Source organism: Pseudarthrobacter sp. fls2-241-R2A-168 (assembly GCF_030209335.1).
Classification (GTDB): Bacteria; Actinomycetota; Actinomycetes; order Actinomycetales; family Micrococcaceae; genus Arthrobacter.
In genome coordinates this window covers 29,536-46,479 of sequence record NZ_JARVSG010000016.1, presented here as the reverse complement: position 1 = coordinate 46,479, position 16,944 = coordinate 29,536, and the positions used below count along the sequence as shown (strand labels likewise).

Below are 16,944 nucleotides of genomic sequence, written 5' to 3'. Positions count from 1 at the left end.
TTCTTTCGTTGGCGCGTGTCGGGGCGGAGGTACTGGATCCGGTTAGAACAGCAGGCTCATGGGCATGATCAGCAGGATGGCGACGACGGAGGCCACCGAGACGCCGACGGTCACCGATTTCAGTGCGCCCCTGACACTTTGCCCCAGAAGTGACTGCAGGAGCCAGAAGGTGTTGCTGGTGACGTGGACCATGAACAAGGATCCGGCGCCCGCGGCCAGGGCCAGGAGCACGGGATCCAGCCCGATGGCCGGAGCGATGGGAGCCAGCAGGCCGGCCGCCGTGATGGCGGACAGGGTGACGGAGCCGACGGCGATGTGCAGCACGGCGGCGATGGCCCAGACCACCAGGAGCGGGGCAACGGTGCTTGCCGAGAAGAATCCGCCCAGGATGTCACCCAGGCCTGCGGCCTTGACCGTGGCGGCGAGGGATCCGCCCACGCCGGTGAGGATCAGGATCTGCCCGCTTTCCTTGAAGCCGATGGTGATGGCCTCTTCAACACGGGACTGGCCGATGGCCGCGCGGGTCACGAGGGAGGTGCCGATCAGGCCGATGAGCAGGGCAATGACGGGTTCGCCGAGCAGCTGGAGCCAGGGCAGGTCGATCTCCAGGATCTGCAGGATGGCGCCGGCTCCGATGAGCAGGAGGGAAACCAGGAGCGGGGCGAAGAGAGCAAGCAGCGGAAATTCCTTGCCGCCCCGCTTGGCAACGGCCACGGTGCTGGGCTGGAGGTCCGCGCCGTCCTTGGCCGGGACGCGTGCCGGACCGGCGGATTCGCCGGGGACGTCTTCGTAGTCCTCTTCGCCTTCGCGGTCTTCTTCTGCCACGAAGGTGTGGTCCTCATCCTTGGCTTCGTTCCAGAAGCCGCGGCGGAAGAGGAAGGTCATGATGGCGATGGAAATGATGATGGTGGGGATCACCAGCATGAGGCCGAACAGCAGCATCTTGCCCAGGGGTACGTTCAGGAGGCCGGCCAGGGCGAGGGATGCGACGCCGGGGACCATAAAGACGATGCCGCATTCGAGGGCGATGGCCATGGCGGTTGCCATCCGGGCGGTGCCGAGCTTGCCGATCTTTGGTGCAAGCTTGCGGGCAAGGGGTGCGGAGATGACGAGCAGGACGTCCAGGAAGATGGACTGCAGGACGGTGCCGATGGCCAGGCCCATGGTGTAGGGCAGGCGTTTGGGGCCGAACGTCTTGAGCAGCAGCTCCACGAGCCGGCGGATGGCGCCGCTCTGGTTAAGGATGGAGCCCATCAGCACGCCGAAGGCGATGAGCAGGCCGACGTCGACCATGATCTCGCCGAAACCGGACGTGATGGTCTCCACGGTCTTTTCAACGCCCAGCCCGACGGCCAGTCCAAGGTAGACGGAACCGATGATCAGGGCGATGACGGGGTTGACTCTGAAACGCACAATCAGCACCACGGCGGCGAGGACGGCCACCGCAGTGTTAATCAGGACGGCAATGTCTGACATGAGGGGGAATCCGATCGTTGGGCCTTCTACGTCGAAGGCTTCGGGGACAGATGCGCACCGTGAGGAGGGCCAGATCGCTCAACCCATATTATAGGATGCAGCTCATAATGCAAGACATTTTTGTAGTTGTGACGGAAATGGGGGCACGCAAAAAGCGGACGACGGCCGGAGGTCCCGCCGTCGTCCGCTTCCATTCGCTCACCCGATGCCATTGCTGGACGTCGTAGGCTACTGAAGAGGTTGAACACCAACAAAGGCGTCGGGCCCGAAGGGAACATCGAGTGGACAGTAATCCTGGTACCTGGTTCTTGAGTGGCGCTGAGCGGGGGAACACGGCCACCGGAGTGCACGCCGGAGATGCCGGATCGCAGTCCTGGTCCGAGGGAAACCTGGTGCGGCCCCTGATTCACGGGGCCACCTATTTCGCCCGGCTGCATGAGGAGCTGACGGCCCTGCAGGCCGGAGACCGTGTGTGGTTTACCGACTGGCGTGGTGACGGCGACGAGCGGCTCACCGCGGACGGACCCACGATCGGTGAGCTGCTGGCGCAGTTGGCGGAAGCGGGGGTGGAGGTGCGCGGGCTGATCTGGAGATCCCATGGCGAGCGCATCTCGGCCCCGATGAGCAACCGGTCCAACGAGCTCCTCAGCCGCCAGATCAATGACGCCGGCGGTGAAGTCCTGTTGGATCAGCGGGTGCGCCTCTTCGGCTGCCATCACCAGAAACTGGTGGTCATCCGCCGCCGCGACGACGCCTCAAAGGACGTGGCGTTCGTAGGCGGGATCGACCTCTCGCACGGCCGCCGGGACGACGCCGATCACGCGGGAGACCCGCAGGCAGTGGACATGGATCCCCGGTACGGAAAACAGCCCCCGTGGCACGATGCCGCAATGGAACTGCGCGGGCCGGTGGTGGCGGATGTGCTGGAGCTGTTCGCCGAAAGGTGGAACGATCCCCATCCGCTGGACCACCGCACACCGTACCGGATGCTGTTGCAGCGCCTGGCCGACATGCCCCGGCATCCCGAACCCCTGCCGGAGACTGCGCCGCCACCACCGCCGGCCGGCCCCCACGCCGTGCAACTGCTGCGCACCTACGGCGTGAAGCATCCCCCATTCCCCTTCGCCCCCGGCGGTGAGCGGAGCGTTGCCCGCGCCTACACTAAAGCCTTCTCCCAGGCCCGATCGCTGATCTACATCGAGGACCAGTACCTGTGGTCCTCCGAGGTGGCCGACGGAATTGCTGCGGCCCTCGAACAGAACCGGGACTTGAACGTGATCGCCGTGGTCCCCCGCTACCCGGACTCGGACGGCCGCCTCGGAGGGCCGCCCAAGCGGGTGGGCCAACTGCGCGCCATCGAAGGGATGCGCCGCGTTGCCCCGGACCGGTTCGGCGTGTTCAACCTGGAGAACAAAGCCGGGACTCCCATCTATGTCCACGCCAAGATCTGCATCATCGACGACACCTGGTTCACCATCGGGTCGGACAATTTCAACCGCCGCTCCTGGACCACGGACAGCGAGCTTACCTGCGCAGTGATCGACACCAGCGCCGGTTCTGACGCTTCCCGTTCGCTGGCCCACTCCCTCCGCCGCGAGCTCTGGGGCGAACACCTGGGCGTGGACCAGAATGACCCCCAGCTCCAGGACCCGGCAGCCGGGCTGGACCTGTGGAAGGCCACCGCCGACGCCTTGGACCAATGGCACAAAACCGGACGCGGCTCCGACCGCCCCCGGGGGCAAGTGCGGCGGCACAATCCGCAAGGAGTGTCGCGGCTCCAGCGCATCTGGGCGAATCCCGTCAACCGCCTCCTGATAGACCCGGACGGCCGCCCCCGGAAAATGCGCGGGACCACCGAGTTCTAGACAATGACAAAAGGAAGCGGACGACGGCGGGATGTTCCCGCCGTCGTCCGTTCCCTCTTTTGGTGCCTACTGGCTGAAGGGGACCTTCTCCCAGCTCAGGACCTCGCCGCCGGTGCTGTTGCCGGCCACCGTAAACCGCACATAGTTCGTGGCGTTGGCGGAACCGTCCACCGTGATGCGCTGCAGGTTGTCCGCGGCGGGCTGGCCGTACACCGCGAGCCAGGGAGAGCCCTCGGCCAGCGGCTGGTTCTCGGCGAAGACGTGGCTGTCGCCGTTGACGAGGTAGACCGGGGCGTCGAAGCTGTTGGTTTCCTCGATGATGGTCTTGACGATCTCGCGGAACCCGGAGACCGTTTCCGGGTTGGCGGTTGCCGCGGCAAGCAGCGACGGATCGAACATGTCGGCCTGGGTCATCAGCACCACGGCCCGGTCGTTGCGGCGCTCCGCGTCTGCGAAGGTCTCGTGGATCTGGGCGATGACGGCGTCCGTCCGGTGCTGCACCTCAGCCAGCTGCTCCGCGGTGACGGTGGTTTCGCCCAACCCGGTCCATGGCTGCAGGGAGTTGTTGCTGCCCTGGATATCCACCACGGAGAAGGCCACCCGGTTCTCGGTAAAGCGGACGTTCTCCGGCAGCCCGAGGCTCTCCTGGGACTTGATGGGCATGGTGGCGCCCAGCGTCTTGCCGGGCTCGGTGAAGAACACTTCCCGCAGCTTGTCCAGCCGCTCCAGCGGGTTGTAGGCGCCGTTGTTGGTGCGGTGGCAATCCACCCACTCGTTGTCGCCGGGGGTGTAGACCAGCGGGTGCTCGAAGGTGTCGAACTGGGCCCGGATGTTGGCGAAGTATTCGTCGGAGCAAACCGACGAGCCGTTCTTGATATCGCCCACATGGGTGACGAACTTCAGGTCCTTGTCGGCGTTGATGTCCTGGATCCGGCCCGGGAACTTCGCGATTTCGGCGGCGCCGTACGGGATGTCGCCGATGACGCCAAATGTGAAGGCCTCGCCGGTGCTGTCGGCGGCTGTGGCGGGCTGGGACGCGAGGAGGCCAAGCGCCAGGGTGAGCGCCGCCGTCGTAATTTTCATGGTGCGTGAAGGCATCGGAAATGTTCCTGTCTCGGGGAAGGGCTTAGGCCGCGCGGGCGGTGAGGAACTGCTGCAGGCCGGCGAGGTCGTCGGTGTTGATGTGGTCCACGCCGGCATCGGCCAGTTCGGTCCACACAGCGTCCCGGGCCAGGCCGGGCATGTCCGGGGTTGCCCAGAAGCGGACGCGGTAGCCGTTGGCGTGCGCCTTGGCAACGTAGGCGTGCAGCTTGGTTCGCTCCGCTTCGGGCATGGGCCCGACGCCCTGCCAGGTGAAGAGCTTGGTCCAGTTGTCGCTGACCAGCGGCATCAGGCCAGCAGGCATGCCCGAAGCGAGGTCGGCGGAGCGGCCGTCGTAGAAGCTGAACCGCTTCTCCTGTGCCTGCATGGTGGCCAGCGGACGGTTGCCGCTGATGACGGCGGTGACAGGGCCGGTCTTGACGTTGCCGCTGGTGTAGCGGCTCATGATGTCGCGGTGCTCGGCCAGTTCCTGCTCAATGGCGGCATACGTGGCCTCACCCTCGCTTTTGATGTCGATCAGGAGCTGCAGGCTGCCGTCCCAGTGCGGGTAGACGCCGTGGCCCGGCTGGGTGCGGACCAGGTCCTGCAGCGGGTCGAGATAAAGGCTTTCGAGCGTGACGCCCTGCTTGGCATCTTCCAGATCGTGGGCCACGCGCAGCTCACCGTCCACCAGCCACACGTCCGCTTCAACGCTGGTGAAGCCGTGCTCCAGCGCCTCGAACAAGGGACGGTCATGCTCGTAGTCGTTGTGCGCATGTGCCTGGGCCAACGGCTGGCCTACGACGACGGGAGCCGGCTGGGGTGCCTCGGCCTGGGCCGGTGCCACTGCGGTGCCGGCCAGGGAGGCAAACACGGCGACGGCAGCGAGGGTGCTTTTCACGAACACGGAGTACTCCTGGTACCTCGGGGATGTTCGCCCGGCAGGGGGTGTGCCGGGCGAAGGGTGCGTGAAAAGACTGCTGGTGGCAGGAGAACGAAGGCGGACATCCTGATTGCTGGCAGGTGAACCGGGAGGGACCAATTCCCCTTTTACATGCAGATTAAGTCCGGATTCGCTGAGACAAGTATTGCTGAGAAACCGCTTTCTCGCTAATGTCCTTGTCAGCGCTCACAAATGACCGGCGTCACAGTGGACCCGGCCGAAGCGCAGTTCATTCCAAAGACGGAAGAGAGAACATGCGAAAACGCAGTACCCGCTTATCCATGTCCGCAGCCATTGCCGTAGCAGGGGCACTGGCCATTTCGGCTCCTGCCGGAGCATCTCCCAACCCGGTGGCGGACCCTGTCGCCCAGACCGCCCAAACCCCGCTGGAGCGCCAGGTACTTTCCGCAGGCGACGGCTGGGCATCCGAGGGAACCGGAACCACGGGAGGCTCAGCGGCGGCAGACGACAACGTTTATGACGTCTCCACCAAGGCAGAACTGCTGGCCGCCTTCGCAACCGCCGGCACGCAGCCCAAGATCGTCCGCGTCCACGGAACCATCGACGCCAACACCGCCGCGGACGGGAAGCCGCTGACCTGCGAAGACTACGCCGCAGGCACCGGCTTCAGGCTGGAGCAGTACCTTCAGGACTTCGACCCCGCAACCTACGGCCGCACCGAGGAGCCCGCCGGCACGCAGGAAAGCGCCAGACGCCTCGCCGCAGCAAACCAGGCCAAGACCATCCGGTGGGACATCCCCAGCAACACCACCATCGTCGGCGCCACCCCGGAGAGCAGCATCACCGGCGCCGCTCTCCGCGTCAACGGCGCCACCAACGTGATCGTCCGCAACCTCACTGTGCGGGACGCCGCGGACTGCTTCCCGGCCTGGGACCCCACCGACGGCGCCGAGGGCAACTGGAACAGCGAATACGACCTGCTCCAGGTCATCAACAAAGCCACCCACGTCTGGATCGACCACTCCGAATTCACTGACACCCCCAACCTGGACAGCAACCAGCCGCTGTACTTCGGCCGCCCCTACCAGGTGCACGATGGCGCCGTGGACGTCACCAACGGCTCGGATCTGGTGACCATGTCCTACAACCGGTTCTCCGACCACGACAAGCTCCTCCTGATCGGGTCCACCGACTCGGCCAACCGCGGGGACCCCGGCAAGCTGCGCGTCACCATCCACCACAACGTCTTCGAAAACGTCGGCCAGCGTGCCCCGCGCGTCCGGTTCGGCCAGGTGGATGTGTACAACAACCAGTTCAAGGTCAATGAGGACAGCACCGTCCCCTTCGAGTACGCACTCGGGGCCGGATTCGACTCCCACCTCTACGCTGAGGCAAACGCCTTCACGCTTCCGGCCGGAACCGACGCCGCGGACCTCATCCGGCGCTTCAAGGGAACCGCAATCACCACCGTCGCGAACGCCGTCAACGGCAAAATCACCGATCTTCGCGCCGAGTACAACGCCGCTGCCGCGCCCGCGGACCAGCTGGCCGAGGACACCTCCTGGACACCACTCCACCGGACGCAGGTCCACCCGGCCCAGGCCGTCCCGGCGCTGCTCAAGAACTCCACCGGCCACATCTTCACTGCCGGCGGAAACCTCTGATGGCCGCCATCCTGCCCAGCCGCCGCAGCGTCCTGGCCACCCTGGCGCTCACCGCAGGAACCATGGCCCTCTCGGGAACGGGCATAGCCAGCGCCTTCCCCCAAGCAGAGCCGGAGCCCACCAAGCCACGCACCAAGCCGGTCATTTTCGTCGTCGGGGACTCGACGTCGTCGGCCTACCAGCAGTCCGAACGCCCCCGCGCCGGATGGGGACAGGCCCTGCCGCTCCTGCTGGGGCCGCAGGCCACCGTCTTTGACTACGCCTGGTCCGGCGCCTCCTCCAAGAGCTTCGCCGACGCAGGGCTGCTGGACCGGGTGCTGGCACTGATGCAGCCGGGCGACTACCTGCTGATTTCCTTCGGCCACAACGACGAAAAAGTGGCGGACCCCAACCGTGGAACGCTCCCGGACACCACCTTCAAGGAGTACCTGGGCCGGTACATCGAGGGCGCCAGGGCACGCGGGGGCAAACCCGTCCTGGTGACCTCCGTGGAACGCCGCCGCTTCGATTCCTTCGGCAACGCCCAGGAATCCCATGGCGCGTACCCGCAGGCTGTGCGGGAACTCGCCGCGGCGTCCGGCACTCCACTGGTGGACCTGACGGTTTCCTCGAAGCAGCTGTGGCAGCAACTGGGCCCGGAAGGGACCAAGCAGCACTTCCTTCACCTTGCTCCCGGCGAGCACCCGCAGTACCCGCAAGGCTCGGAGGACAACACCCATTTCCAGGCCGCCGGAGCGCTGGCCGTGGCCCGCCTCGTGGCCCGCGAACTGCAGTCCAAGGAGATCGTCCCGCCGGGCTACTTCCTGAATGTCGACGCCGGCGCCGATCCCCTGCTGGGCATGTACTGGCCCGCCGAGCGGCCCGTGGATGTACCGGTGACGCTCGACGTCGGACCGGGCAGGACGTTCGCGACCGTTCAGTCTGCCGTCGACTCCGTCCCCTCGGGAAGCCTCCAGCGGACCGTCATCAGGATCCAGCCCGGCACCTACCGGGAAGCCGTGCGGGTGCCATCCGACAAACCCCGGGTCTCCTTCATCGGCCTGGGCAGCCGGCCGGAGGACGTGGTGATCGTCTACAACAACGCGTCCGGTACGCCCAAGCCGGACGGCAGCGGGAACTTCGGCACCTCGGGCAGCGCGTCCGTGCGGATTGACGGGCCGGACTTCGTGGCCCGGAACCTGACGTTCAGCAACGACTTCGACGAGGCGGCCAACACAGGAATGAAGGACCGCCAGGCCGTGGCGCTGCACATCACTGCGGACCGTTCGGTGCTGTCCAACGTCAGGATGCTGGGCAACCAGGACACCCTGCTGGTCAACTCCCCGGCGGCGGGCGTCCAGGCCCGGTTCTACTTCGAGGACTGCTATGTGGAAGGGGACGTTGACTTCATCTTCGGCCGCGGCACCGCTGTCTTCAGCGGCTGCGAGATCAAGTCCCTGGACCGCGCCTCGAGCACGAACAACGGCTACGTGACAGCAGGCAGCCTGGACCTGTCCATCAACTACGGCTACCTCTTTGACCATTGCCGGCTCGTCTCGGATGCCGCCGCAAACACTGTCCACCTCGGCAGGCCGTGGCACCCCAGCGGCGACCCGAAAGCTGTTGCCCAGGTCCTGGTCCGGGACTCCTGGCTTGGCGCCCACATCTCCGGCACGCCGTGGACGGACATGAGCGGCTTCTCCTGGCGCGAGGCGCGGTTCCACGAGTACAACAACCGCGGCCCCGGCGCGCAGGTGACTGCCGACCGTCCGCAGTTGCCCGCGGCTGAGGCGGGCAACTACACGGCCAGGGACTACCTGCAGGGAACGGACGGCTGGGCACCCCAGCTCGCAGGCAGGCACGACGGCGGACTGCAGCGTCGTGCCGTCGGAGGTGGCTGCTTAGCTTCCGGCATGCAATGGCGGGCGACATCCGCTAATGGCCCACCCCGGAAAACCGACGCGGGGTCACTTTCGGCCCAATAATCGCTGCATTTTGGGCCGGGAGTGACTCCGCGTTGCAATGGCGGGCGGACGACGGCGGGAACCTCCCGCCGTCGTCCGCTTCCTGGCAGCTACTTCTGTACGTTCGCGGTCAGTCCTTTGCCACGTCCAGCTCGATCATTGCCCAGGACAGCGCCGGGAGAGTTGCCCGGAGTTCGGAGCCGCTCGCCTTGGCTCCTTCCAGCGGCTTGAGCCCCACCTGGTCCGGCCTGCTTTGAGTGTTAATGGTGAAACGGTCGCCGTCTTCAGGGATTTCCAGGACCTCCGCGCGGACAACCTGGCGCGCATCAAAACCGCGAAGTGCCACTTCAACGTCCGCCGCTTCCTCAAGGCCGCGGTTAGCGAAGAACAACGCCAGGCGGCCTGTCTCCTCATCCCAGGTGGCACTGACATCCACAAGATCGGTGCCGCCGAAACGGGCATTTTCGTACTTGTCCGAGTCAACGGCCAAACGCAGGATCTGGCCCTTGGCCAGCTCTGCCATCCGGGCGAACGGGTGGAAGATGGTCTGCCGCCACGCCGGCCCGTTTTCCTCGCTGAAGATCGGAGCGATGACGTTGACCAGCTGCGCCTGGTTGGCGATCTTGACGCGGTCGCCGTGCCGGAGCAGCGAGTTCAGCAGGGTTCCCACCACCACGGCATCGGTCACGTTGTATTTGTCCTCGATGACCCTGGGGTGCTCGCGCCAGCCCGCTTTTGCCACATTGTGGGGCTGGTCCTGGGTATCCAGGCCGCGCTGGTACCAGACGTTCCACTCGTCGAAGGAAAGGTTGATGTGCTTCTTGTGCTTCCCCTTCGCCCGGACGGCGTCGGCAGTGGCGATGACTGATTCGATGAAATAGTCCATGTCCACGGCGCTGGCGAGGAAGCTGCCGGCGTCACCGTCGTGCTCCTGGTAGTAGGCGTGGAGGGACACGTAGTCCACCTCCTCATAAGCGTGCGTCAGGACCGTCTGCTCCCACGCACCGAACGTGGGCATGCCGGAGTTGGAGCTTCCGCAGGCCACCAGTTCGATGTCCGGGTCCACGAAGCGCATGGCTTTGGCGGCTTCCTGCGCCAGGCGGCCGTATTCCTCGGCGGTCTTGTGGCCGATCTGCCAGGGCCCGTCCATTTCGTTGCCCAGGCACCAGAGCTTGATGTTGAACGGATCCTTGTGGCCGTTCCTGGCGCGGAGGTCGGACCAGTAGCTGCCGCCGGGGTGGTTGGCGTATTCAACGATCTCGCGGGCCGCGTCCACTCCCCTGGTGCCCAGGTTGATGGCTTCCATGATTTCCGTGCCGGCCAGGCGGGACCAGTCCACGAATTCGTGCAGGCCGAACGCGTTGGTCTCCACAGTGTGCCAGGCACCGTCCAGCCGGCGGGGGCGGTCCCCGCGCGGGCCGATGCCGTCTTCCCAGTTGTAGCCGGAGACGAAGTTGCCGCCGGGATAGCGGACAACGGTGGCGCCGAGTTCCTTGACGAGCTTGAGGACGTCTTGGCGGAAGCCGTTCTCATCCGCTTCAGGGTGGCCCGGCTCGTAGATGCCGGTGTAGACGCAGCGGCCCATGTGCTCCACGAAGGAGCCAAAGAGGCGGCAGGGAACTTCGCCGATGGTGAAGTCGCGGTCGAGGGTGATCCGTGCGCGGGAAATGTTGGAGTTTCTCCTTGGTTGTGGGAGGTCTGTTGGAAAGCGTTGGGTTTGGCAGGCGGAAGGTGCCCGATCAGGTCCCGGCGAGGCCCGTCGTCGCAACGCCCTTGATGATCTGGCGCTGGAAGAACAGGAACACCAGGATCAGCGGCAGCGCCGCGAGCAGGGCGGAGGCCATGTTCTGCGCGTACTGGATGCCGTAGGCGCTCTTGATGGTCTGCAGGCCCACCGGAAGGGTGAGGAGCGAGCCGTCGTTGGTGGCGATGAAGGGCCACAGGAAGTTGTTCCAGGCGCCGATGAACACAAAGATGGCGACGGCGGCCAGGATGGGCCGGGACAACGGAAGGATGATTTGGGTGAAGATCCGCATGCGGCTGGCGCCGTCCATCACCGCGGCTTCTTCAAGTTCGCGCGGAATCTGGTCGAAGAACTTCTTGAGCACGAACACCATGGCCGGGTGGATGACCTGCGGCAGGATGATGGCCCATGAGGTGTCGATCATATGCAGGGCGAGCATCTGGTAGAAGAGCGGGATGATCAGAACCGGCGGCGGGACGATGATGGAGGCGATGATCACCGTCATCAGCACCTTCTTGCCCTTGAAGTCGATCCGGGACAGCGCATAGGCCACCAGCGCCGAGATCACCAGGGTGATGGCCGTGATGGCCGCGGAGGTGTACAACGAATTCCACGTCCAGAGCGGGATGTTGCCGTCCTGGAAAACCTTCACGAACGCTTCAGGAGTAAAGCCCGACGCCGGCACCCAGCTGATCTTCGGCGCTGCGGCATCCGTCTCGGTCTTGAAAGCGGTGGCGGTGGCCCAGGCGAAGGGAACCAGCCAGAGGACTGCGATCAGCGCGGCCACCACCACGGCGGCGATCTTGCCGGCGGTCATCTTCTTGCGGGGTTGGCGGAGGTCCTGGCTGGTGCTGGTGCCCGTGCCTGGCTTCGGGCGGTCGAGGGTCTGAATGGCCATGGTTATGCACTCCTGCGGCGGGTGATGGCGAACTGCATGACCGAGACGAGCACGATCAGTCCGAAGAAGATGTAGGAGATGGCTGCCGAATAGCCCAGCCGGTAGCCGGTAAACCCGGTTTCGAAGATGTACTGCACCACGGGCCGGGTTGATCCTCCGGGGCCGCCGGCGGTCATCTGGTACACCTGGTCGAAGATCTTCAGCGAGGCCAGGATCTGGAGGAGCACGATCATCACGGTGGTGGGGGTCAATTGCGGCAGGGTGATGGAGAAGAACTGCCGCCAGGCTCCGGCGCCATCCAGGGATGCCGCCTCATAGTGCTGGTGCGGGATGTTCTGCATCGCGGCCAGGTACAGCAGGAAGTTGAACCCCACTGTCCACCACAGCGTGGCGATCACGATCGCCCACATGGCCACGTTGGGGTCGTTGAGCCAGGCGACTTTGGGGATACCGATCTTGGACAGGGCATCGTTGATGAGGCCAAGCTGCGGGTTGTACATCCAGGTGAAGAAGAGGGAGACCACGGTGGACGCGAGCAGGTAGGGGGCAAAGTAGGAGAGCCGCCACAGCCACTGCGCCGGAAGCCCGACGTTGAGCAGCGCCGCCATCACCAGGGCCACCAGTACCAGCGGGACCGTGCTGATGACCGTGAAGTAGAGGGTGTTGCCGAGTGAGCGCCACATGCCGGCGTCGGCCAGGGCTTCGGCGTAGTTGGCGAAGCCGATCAGGCTGTCATTGGCTCCGGTCAGGGACTTGCCGGTGAGGCTCATGTAGAGGCCATAAAGAAGGGGCCAGACAAGGAACACAAGGAAGAAGACCAGGAAGGGGGCGGCGAACCCCCAACCGCTGCGGTTGCTCCTGGTGAGGCTCCCGGGTTTCCGCCGGGCTGCTAGTGAAGAACTCATGAAGGACTCCTTTGTCGCTCGGTGGGGTTAGACCGGGTTGGGCATGGAAAGAAGGTGGTTGGTCCGCTCTTCGAAGGCGTCCCAACCCGCAGCTGCCTTGTCGCGGCCGAGGAGGACGTTCTGCACGTTCTCCGCGAAGTAGGTCTGCCAGTCGGAACCTGATCCGCTGAACCAGGATTCGGGATCGTAGGCAATCACGTCGGCTGCATTGGCGTAGTGCACCTGCGGTGTGAGGTCCTTGTAGGCCTGCGACTGGACCACGGGCTGGTACGCGGGGATGTGGCCGGCTTCAGCCCAGGAGAGTGATCCCTTGAGAACGTCGCTGACGAACTTGTAGACATCGCGGCGCTTCGCTTCGTCCACGTTCAGTTGCCGCGGAAGGACAAAGGAATGCGAGTCTGCGTAGGCGGCCGGCGTGCCGTAGAGCGTGGGAATGGTCGCGGCGTCCACCGGCAGGCCTGCCTTCTTGAGGGTGGGCAGTTCCCAGACCCCACTGAAGAGCATCCCCGAGTCGCCGCGGGCGAATTCCGCGATGCCGGTGCTGATGTCGCCGCTCTTGGCCGCGATGGTGTCATCAAAAAGCGATGCCATGAACTCCAGGGACTCAATGGCTGCGTCCCGGTCAACCTTCATCGGCTGGCCCGGCGTGAGGGTGATGTCCGCGCCGTGCTGTTTGTAAAGCGTGTAGAAGAGCCGCCACATCTGGGATCCGCTGCCCAGGTAGCCAAAGGACAGTCCATGGGCTTTGGTGACCTTCTGCATTTCCCTGGCCAGGTCCATGAACTCCTGCGGGGAAGCCACGTCCTCCAGTTGTCCGTTGCCAGCCAGGACCCCGGCTTTGCTGGCCACGTCCGTGTTGTAGAACATCACGAACGGGTGCGAATCCAGGGCGATGGAGAACACTTTGCCGTCCTGCTGGCTTTTCTCCCAGATGCGCGGGGCAAAGTCTGCAGCGGAAACTCCGTGCTCTGCCAGCAAGGAGAGGTCCCACGGATCGATCAGTCCACCTGGCGCGTAACCGGGGACGCGGCTGGCATGCATGATTGCTACCTCGGGCGGACGTCCACCTGCTGAGGCCATGGCCAGTTTTGTGTAATACGGAGGTCCCCAGGCCAACACCGTGGGATTCACCTTGAACCCCGGGTTGGCCTGGTTGGCGCCGTTGATCATGGCCTGCATCTTGATGCCGTCGCCACCGGACAGCAGATGCCAGAAGCCGATATCCCGGACACCGGCGGCCTGGGCGTTTCCGCCGCACCCTGTCAGTGCGCCTGCTGCCAGGAGGCTGCCAAAGGCCGCGGTTCCCGTCAGTAACTGTCTCCGGGACAACTGCTTCCCGGGAAATACTTCAAACTGCTTCACCAATCACTCCTTTGGATGGGTCCGCTGAAAGGTCACTTCTTATTGCTCAAAACTTCCGGTTCCGGCGCATCACGTCCTGCGGCCAAGGCCTCCGGGGAGTGACGCGGGTCTCACATTACATCGATGTAATGACACCTGCAAGGAAAAATTGTTAGCGCAAACAACTTGATTGCAGGCTCCCGTTTCAGCCGCCGCTGCTGTCCCGTTCCACAATCGTGTAGTCAATGGGAGCCAGGCGCTGTTCATGGCCCCTGTCCGCCATCCGCTCCGTCAGGAGGCGCAGGGCTTCCGTGGCGACAGCGCGCTTGTCAAAGGAAACGGTTGTTAGGGACGGAACGGCATAACGGCCGTCAGCAATGTCATCAAAGCCCGCCACGGCAATGTCCCCCGGAATCCGCAGGCCCTTCTTCCAGAGCACGCTCAGTGCGCCGATGGCCATGGAATCGGTGAAACAGAACAAAGCCTCCGGAAGCGGATGCGAGGCCAGGTAGGCCGTCAGTGCTTCGGCAGCAGTTTCGGGTGTCCATTTTTCGCACGGAATCAGCAGCGACTCGTCCCGGTCAATGCCGAGGATCCGCAACGCTTCTTCGTAACCCTGGGTTCTCTGGATCGCCGCGGCCGATCCCCTGCCCTGGGTGGTTCCCAGGATGGCTATCCTGCGGCGCCCCGGCTTCGCCAGGGCCAACGTCATGTCCCGTGCCGCCGCGAAGCTGTCCACGAACACGCGGTCGGCGAGCTTCTGCGTGACCTCGCCGAGCAGGACCACGGGCGGAAGGGCAACACCTACCTGGACCGCGCTCTCATCGAGCACCACAGGATTGAGGATCAGCCCGTCGATGAGGTTGGTGCGGGCGCGCACCATAAGTTCGTGTTCGCGCTGGGGATCGGAACCGGTTTCCTCGATCTGCACCACCCAGCCCTGTTCATGCGCTACCTCGACGATGTTGTGGGCGATCTCTGCCGAGTAGGGCGTGGCAAGGTCAGGCAGGGCCAGCGCAATGACACCGGATCGTCCATTGCGCAACCCCCGGGCGGAGAGGTTGGGCACGTAATCCAGATCGAGGATGGCCTGCTCCACTTTCAGCCGGGTGGCTTCACTCACCGGAACGATGCCGTTCATGACGTTAGACACCGTCTTGGGTGAAACACCGGCGCGGCGCGCGACGTCCTTGACCGTTGCGCGCACTGCTCCCCTTTCCGACCCAATATCGCCAACCCGGCAGGCAGCGGATGCCGCTCTGGTGGCTTGCTGATGATGTTACCGCCCGCTTAAGGGAGGTCCTGCCAGAACCCGTTTCAGCAGGGACTCCCTTACGCGTCCGGGAAGGCGTTGACTGGAGGAAAAGCCCGGCACATCGGCGTCGGGCGAACGATTATCAGCAAGGGAGACATGATGCATACACGGACACTTGGGCAGGGCCTGCAGGTTTCGGCGATGGGCCTTGGCTGCATGGGAATGTCGCAGAGCTACGGCCCCAACCCCGGGGACCGCCAGGCGATGATCGGTGTGCTCCGCGACGCCGTGGAGATCGGCATCAATTTCTTTGACACCGCAGAGGTATACGGCCCCTTCGTCAACGAGGAACTGGTCGGCGAGGCACTCGCACCGGTCCGGGAGGACGTGGTCGTCGCCACCAAGTTCGGGTGGCGGATCGAGAACGGGAAGTCCGTGGGGCTGGACAGTTCACCCGAGCGGATCAAACGCGTGGCCGACGAGTCGCTGCGCCGGCTGCGGGTGGACACGCTCGACCTCTTCTACCAGCACCGCGTGGACCCCAATGTGCCCATCGAAGAGGTGGCCGGAGCCGTGGGCGAGCTCGTCCAGGCCGGAAAGGTGCGCCACTTCGGGCTGTCGGAAGCCTCGGCCGCCACCATCCGCACCGCCCACGCCGTCTTTCCGGTGACGGCCGTCCAGAGCGAATACTCACTGTGGACACGGGACCCGGAGCCGGAAGTGCTGCCTGCCCTGGCAGAACTGGGCATCGGTTTTGTGCCCTTCAGCCCGCTCGGCAAGGGCTTCCTCACCGGAACCGTGGATACGGCCACACAGTTCTCGGAGGGTGACGTCCGCGGCACCATACCGCGTTTTTCTCCCGAGAACCGCGCCGCCAACCAGGCCTTGGTGGATCACGTGGCCGGACTCGCGGCAGCCAAAAACGCCACGCCGGGGCAGATTGCCCTGGCCTGGCTCCTGGCGCAGCAGCCGTGGATTGTGCCGATCCCCGGTACGCGCCGTCGGGAGCGCCTCGAGGAGAACGCAGCCGCTACCGCCGTTGCCCTGTCCGCCGATGAAGTGGCCGACCTCAACGCAGTCGCCGCCCGGATCGGCGTGCAGGGGAACCGCTACAACGACCTGCACATGGGCCTCGTCGGGCGATGATCCCTGACGCCCCCTCACCCTGAGGAAAACCAACGCGGGGTCACTTCCGGCCCAATAATCGCTGTATTTTGGGCCGGAAGTGACCCCGCGTTGCAAAGGGGAGCGGACGACGGCGGGAGGTTCCCGCCGTCGTCCGCTTTCTGTTGGTGATGCGTCGCTTCCCCACCACGGGCACTGCTAGAAGTGGCCGGTGGGCCCGCTGTCCTGGACTTCGCCGCGCCAGCCGCCGGTTTCGGTACCGCGCGATTCGATGAAGGCCTTGAACTTCCGCATGTCGGCCTTTACCTGCATCTCGTCGATCTTCAGTGCGGCGCCTGCCTTTTCGGTCAGGGTTTCCGGCGCCCATTCGAAATGGACTTTGACCTTCGTGTGGTTCGGATCCAGCGGCGTGAACCTGATGATTCCGGCGTGGGACTTGCCATCGGTGCTGCGCCAGGCGATCCGGTCGTCCGGCTCCTGGTCAACAATTTCGGTATCGAATTCGCGCTGAACGCCGCCCACCTTGGTCACCCAGTGGTTGGTGGTGTCGGTCAGCTGGGTGACGGACTCCACACCGGACATGAACTGCGGAAAGGACTCGAACTGGGTCCACTGGTTGTACGCGGTCCGCACCGGAACTGCCACGTCAACGGTCTCTTCAACGTGTTCCAACTGCTTCCTCCTCGGGACGGACGGCCGCAACAGCGGACCGGCAGCACTGGCCATCCTGCCAGTCAGGCAGCC

13 protein-coding genes are annotated in these 16,944 nt (G+C 64.7%); 4 read left to right on the top strand and 9 right to left on the bottom strand.

The genetic code is table 11. The features are described from left to right. Positions 1 to 42: 42 nt before the first annotated feature. Positions 43 to 1,476 carry a GntP family permease gene (locus QRN11_RS11265; protein ID WP_285251019.1) on the bottom strand — a complete coding sequence of 478 codons (1,434 nt, stop codon included), beginning with the start codon at positions 1,474 to 1,476 and terminating at the stop codon, positions 43 to 45. A 281-nt stretch (positions 1,477 to 1,757) separates the two neighbouring features. Here QRN11_RS11265 and QRN11_RS11260 point away from each other — a divergent pair, with 281 nt between their 5' ends. Further along, positions 1,758 to 3,341: a phospholipase D family protein gene (locus QRN11_RS11260; RefSeq protein WP_285251018.1), complete on the top strand. Its 1,584-nt coding sequence runs from the start codon at positions 1,758 to 1,760 to the stop codon at positions 3,339 to 3,341. A gap of 66 nt (positions 3,342 to 3,407) precedes the next feature. On the opposite strand, the gene QRN11_RS11255 is transcribed toward QRN11_RS11260, so the two are convergent. Next, positions 3,408 to 4,439, bottom strand: coding sequence for a metallophosphoesterase family protein (locus tag QRN11_RS11255; RefSeq protein WP_285251017.1), 1,032 nt, complete (start codon positions 4,437 to 4,439; stop codon positions 3,408 to 3,410). Positions 4,440 to 4,467: 28 nt separating this feature from the next. Beyond that, positions 4,468 to 5,328 carry a phosphatidylinositol-specific phospholipase C/glycerophosphodiester phosphodiesterase family protein gene (locus QRN11_RS11250; RefSeq protein ID WP_285251016.1) on the bottom strand — a complete coding sequence of 287 codons (861 nt, stop codon included), beginning with the start codon at positions 5,326 to 5,328 and terminating at the stop codon, positions 4,468 to 4,470. A gap of 317 nt (positions 5,329 to 5,645) precedes the next feature. Between QRN11_RS11250 and QRN11_RS11245 the strand changes: the two genes are divergently transcribed. After that, positions 5,646 to 6,989 carry a pectate lyase family protein gene (locus QRN11_RS11245; protein ID WP_285251015.1) on the top strand — a complete coding sequence of 448 codons (1,344 nt, stop codon included), beginning with the start codon at positions 5,646 to 5,648 and terminating at the stop codon, positions 6,987 to 6,989. Beyond that, positions 6,989 to 8,953: a pectinesterase family protein gene (locus QRN11_RS11240; protein ID WP_285251014.1), complete on the top strand. Its 1,965-nt coding sequence runs from the start codon at positions 6,989 to 6,991 to the stop codon at positions 8,951 to 8,953. The genes QRN11_RS11245 and QRN11_RS11240 overlap by 1 nt, the downstream gene beginning before the upstream one ends. Before the next feature lie 109 nt (positions 8,954 to 9,062). Here QRN11_RS11240 and arfA read toward each other — a convergent pair whose 3' ends face one another. The 5 genes from arfA to QRN11_RS11215 all read right to left on the bottom strand — a co-directional run bounded on the left by arfA (position 9,063) and on the right by QRN11_RS11215 (position 15,027). Further along, on the bottom strand, positions 9,063 to 10,601 hold the full coding sequence (gene arfA / locus QRN11_RS11235; protein ID WP_285251148.1) for an arabinosylfuranosidase ArfA: 1,539 nt from the start codon (positions 10,599 to 10,601) through the stop codon (positions 9,063 to 9,065). Between the two features lie 70 nt (positions 10,602 to 10,671). Then, positions 10,672 to 11,574: a carbohydrate ABC transporter permease gene (locus QRN11_RS11230; protein WP_285251013.1), complete on the bottom strand. Its 903-nt coding sequence runs from the start codon at positions 11,572 to 11,574 to the stop codon at positions 10,672 to 10,674. 2 nt (positions 11,575 to 11,576) lie between these two features. Next, positions 11,577 to 12,479, bottom strand: coding sequence for a carbohydrate ABC transporter permease (locus QRN11_RS11225; RefSeq protein WP_091423721.1), 903 nt, complete (start codon positions 12,477 to 12,479; stop codon positions 11,577 to 11,579). 27 nt (positions 12,480 to 12,506) lie between these two features. Beyond that, the gene (locus QRN11_RS11220) at positions 12,507 to 13,841 is read right to left on the bottom strand and encodes an extracellular solute-binding protein (RefSeq protein WP_285251012.1); all 1,335 of its coding nucleotides are present in this window, start codon (positions 13,839 to 13,841) and stop codon (positions 12,507 to 12,509) included. A 184-nt stretch (positions 13,842 to 14,025) separates the two neighbouring features. Then, a complete protein-coding gene (locus QRN11_RS11215) occupies positions 14,026 to 15,027 on the bottom strand; it encodes a LacI family DNA-binding transcriptional regulator (RefSeq protein ID WP_285251011.1) in 1,002 nt (333 codons plus the stop codon). A 207-nt stretch (positions 15,028 to 15,234) separates the two neighbouring features. On the opposite strand from QRN11_RS11215, the gene QRN11_RS11210 reads away from it, so the two are divergent. Then, positions 15,235 to 16,221, top strand: a complete 987-nt coding sequence (locus tag QRN11_RS11210) for an aldo/keto reductase (protein WP_285251147.1) — start codon at positions 15,235 to 15,237, stop codon at positions 16,219 to 16,221. A 177-nt stretch (positions 16,222 to 16,398) separates the two neighbouring features. Here the strand turns inward: QRN11_RS11210 and QRN11_RS11205 are convergent, their stop codons facing one another. After that, a complete protein-coding gene (locus QRN11_RS11205) occupies positions 16,399 to 16,872 on the bottom strand; it encodes an SRPBCC family protein (RefSeq protein WP_285251010.1) in 474 nt (157 codons plus the stop codon). Positions 16,873 to 16,944: the final 72 nt, after the last annotated feature.

Bases quoted from the DNA above. Each gene is read 5' to 3' on its own strand.
- QRN11_RS11265 (WP_285251019.1), bottom strand. From the start codon at position 1,476: ATGTCAGACATTGCCGTCCTGATTAACACTGCGGTGGCCGTCCTCGCC.
- QRN11_RS11255 (WP_285251017.1), bottom strand. From the start codon at position 4,439: ATGCCTTCACGCACCATGAAAATTACGACGGCGGCGCTCACCCTGGCG.
- QRN11_RS11245 (WP_285251015.1), top strand. From the start codon at position 5,646: ATGTCCGCAGCCATTGCCGTAGCAGGGGCACTGGCCATTTCGGCTCCT.
- QRN11_RS11240 (WP_285251014.1), top strand. From the start codon at position 6,989: ATGGCCGCCATCCTGCCCAGCCGCCGCAGCGTCCTGGCCACCCTGGCG.
- QRN11_RS11230 (WP_285251013.1), bottom strand. From the start codon at position 11,574: ATGGCCATTCAGACCCTCGACCGCCCGAAGCCAGGCACGGGCACCAGC.
- QRN11_RS11225 (WP_091423721.1), bottom strand. From the start codon at position 12,479: ATGAGTTCTTCACTAGCAGCCCGGCGGAAACCCGGGAGCCTCACCAGG.
- QRN11_RS11210 (WP_285251147.1), top strand. From the start codon at position 15,235: ATGCATACACGGACACTTGGGCAGGGCCTGCAGGTTTCGGCGATGGGC.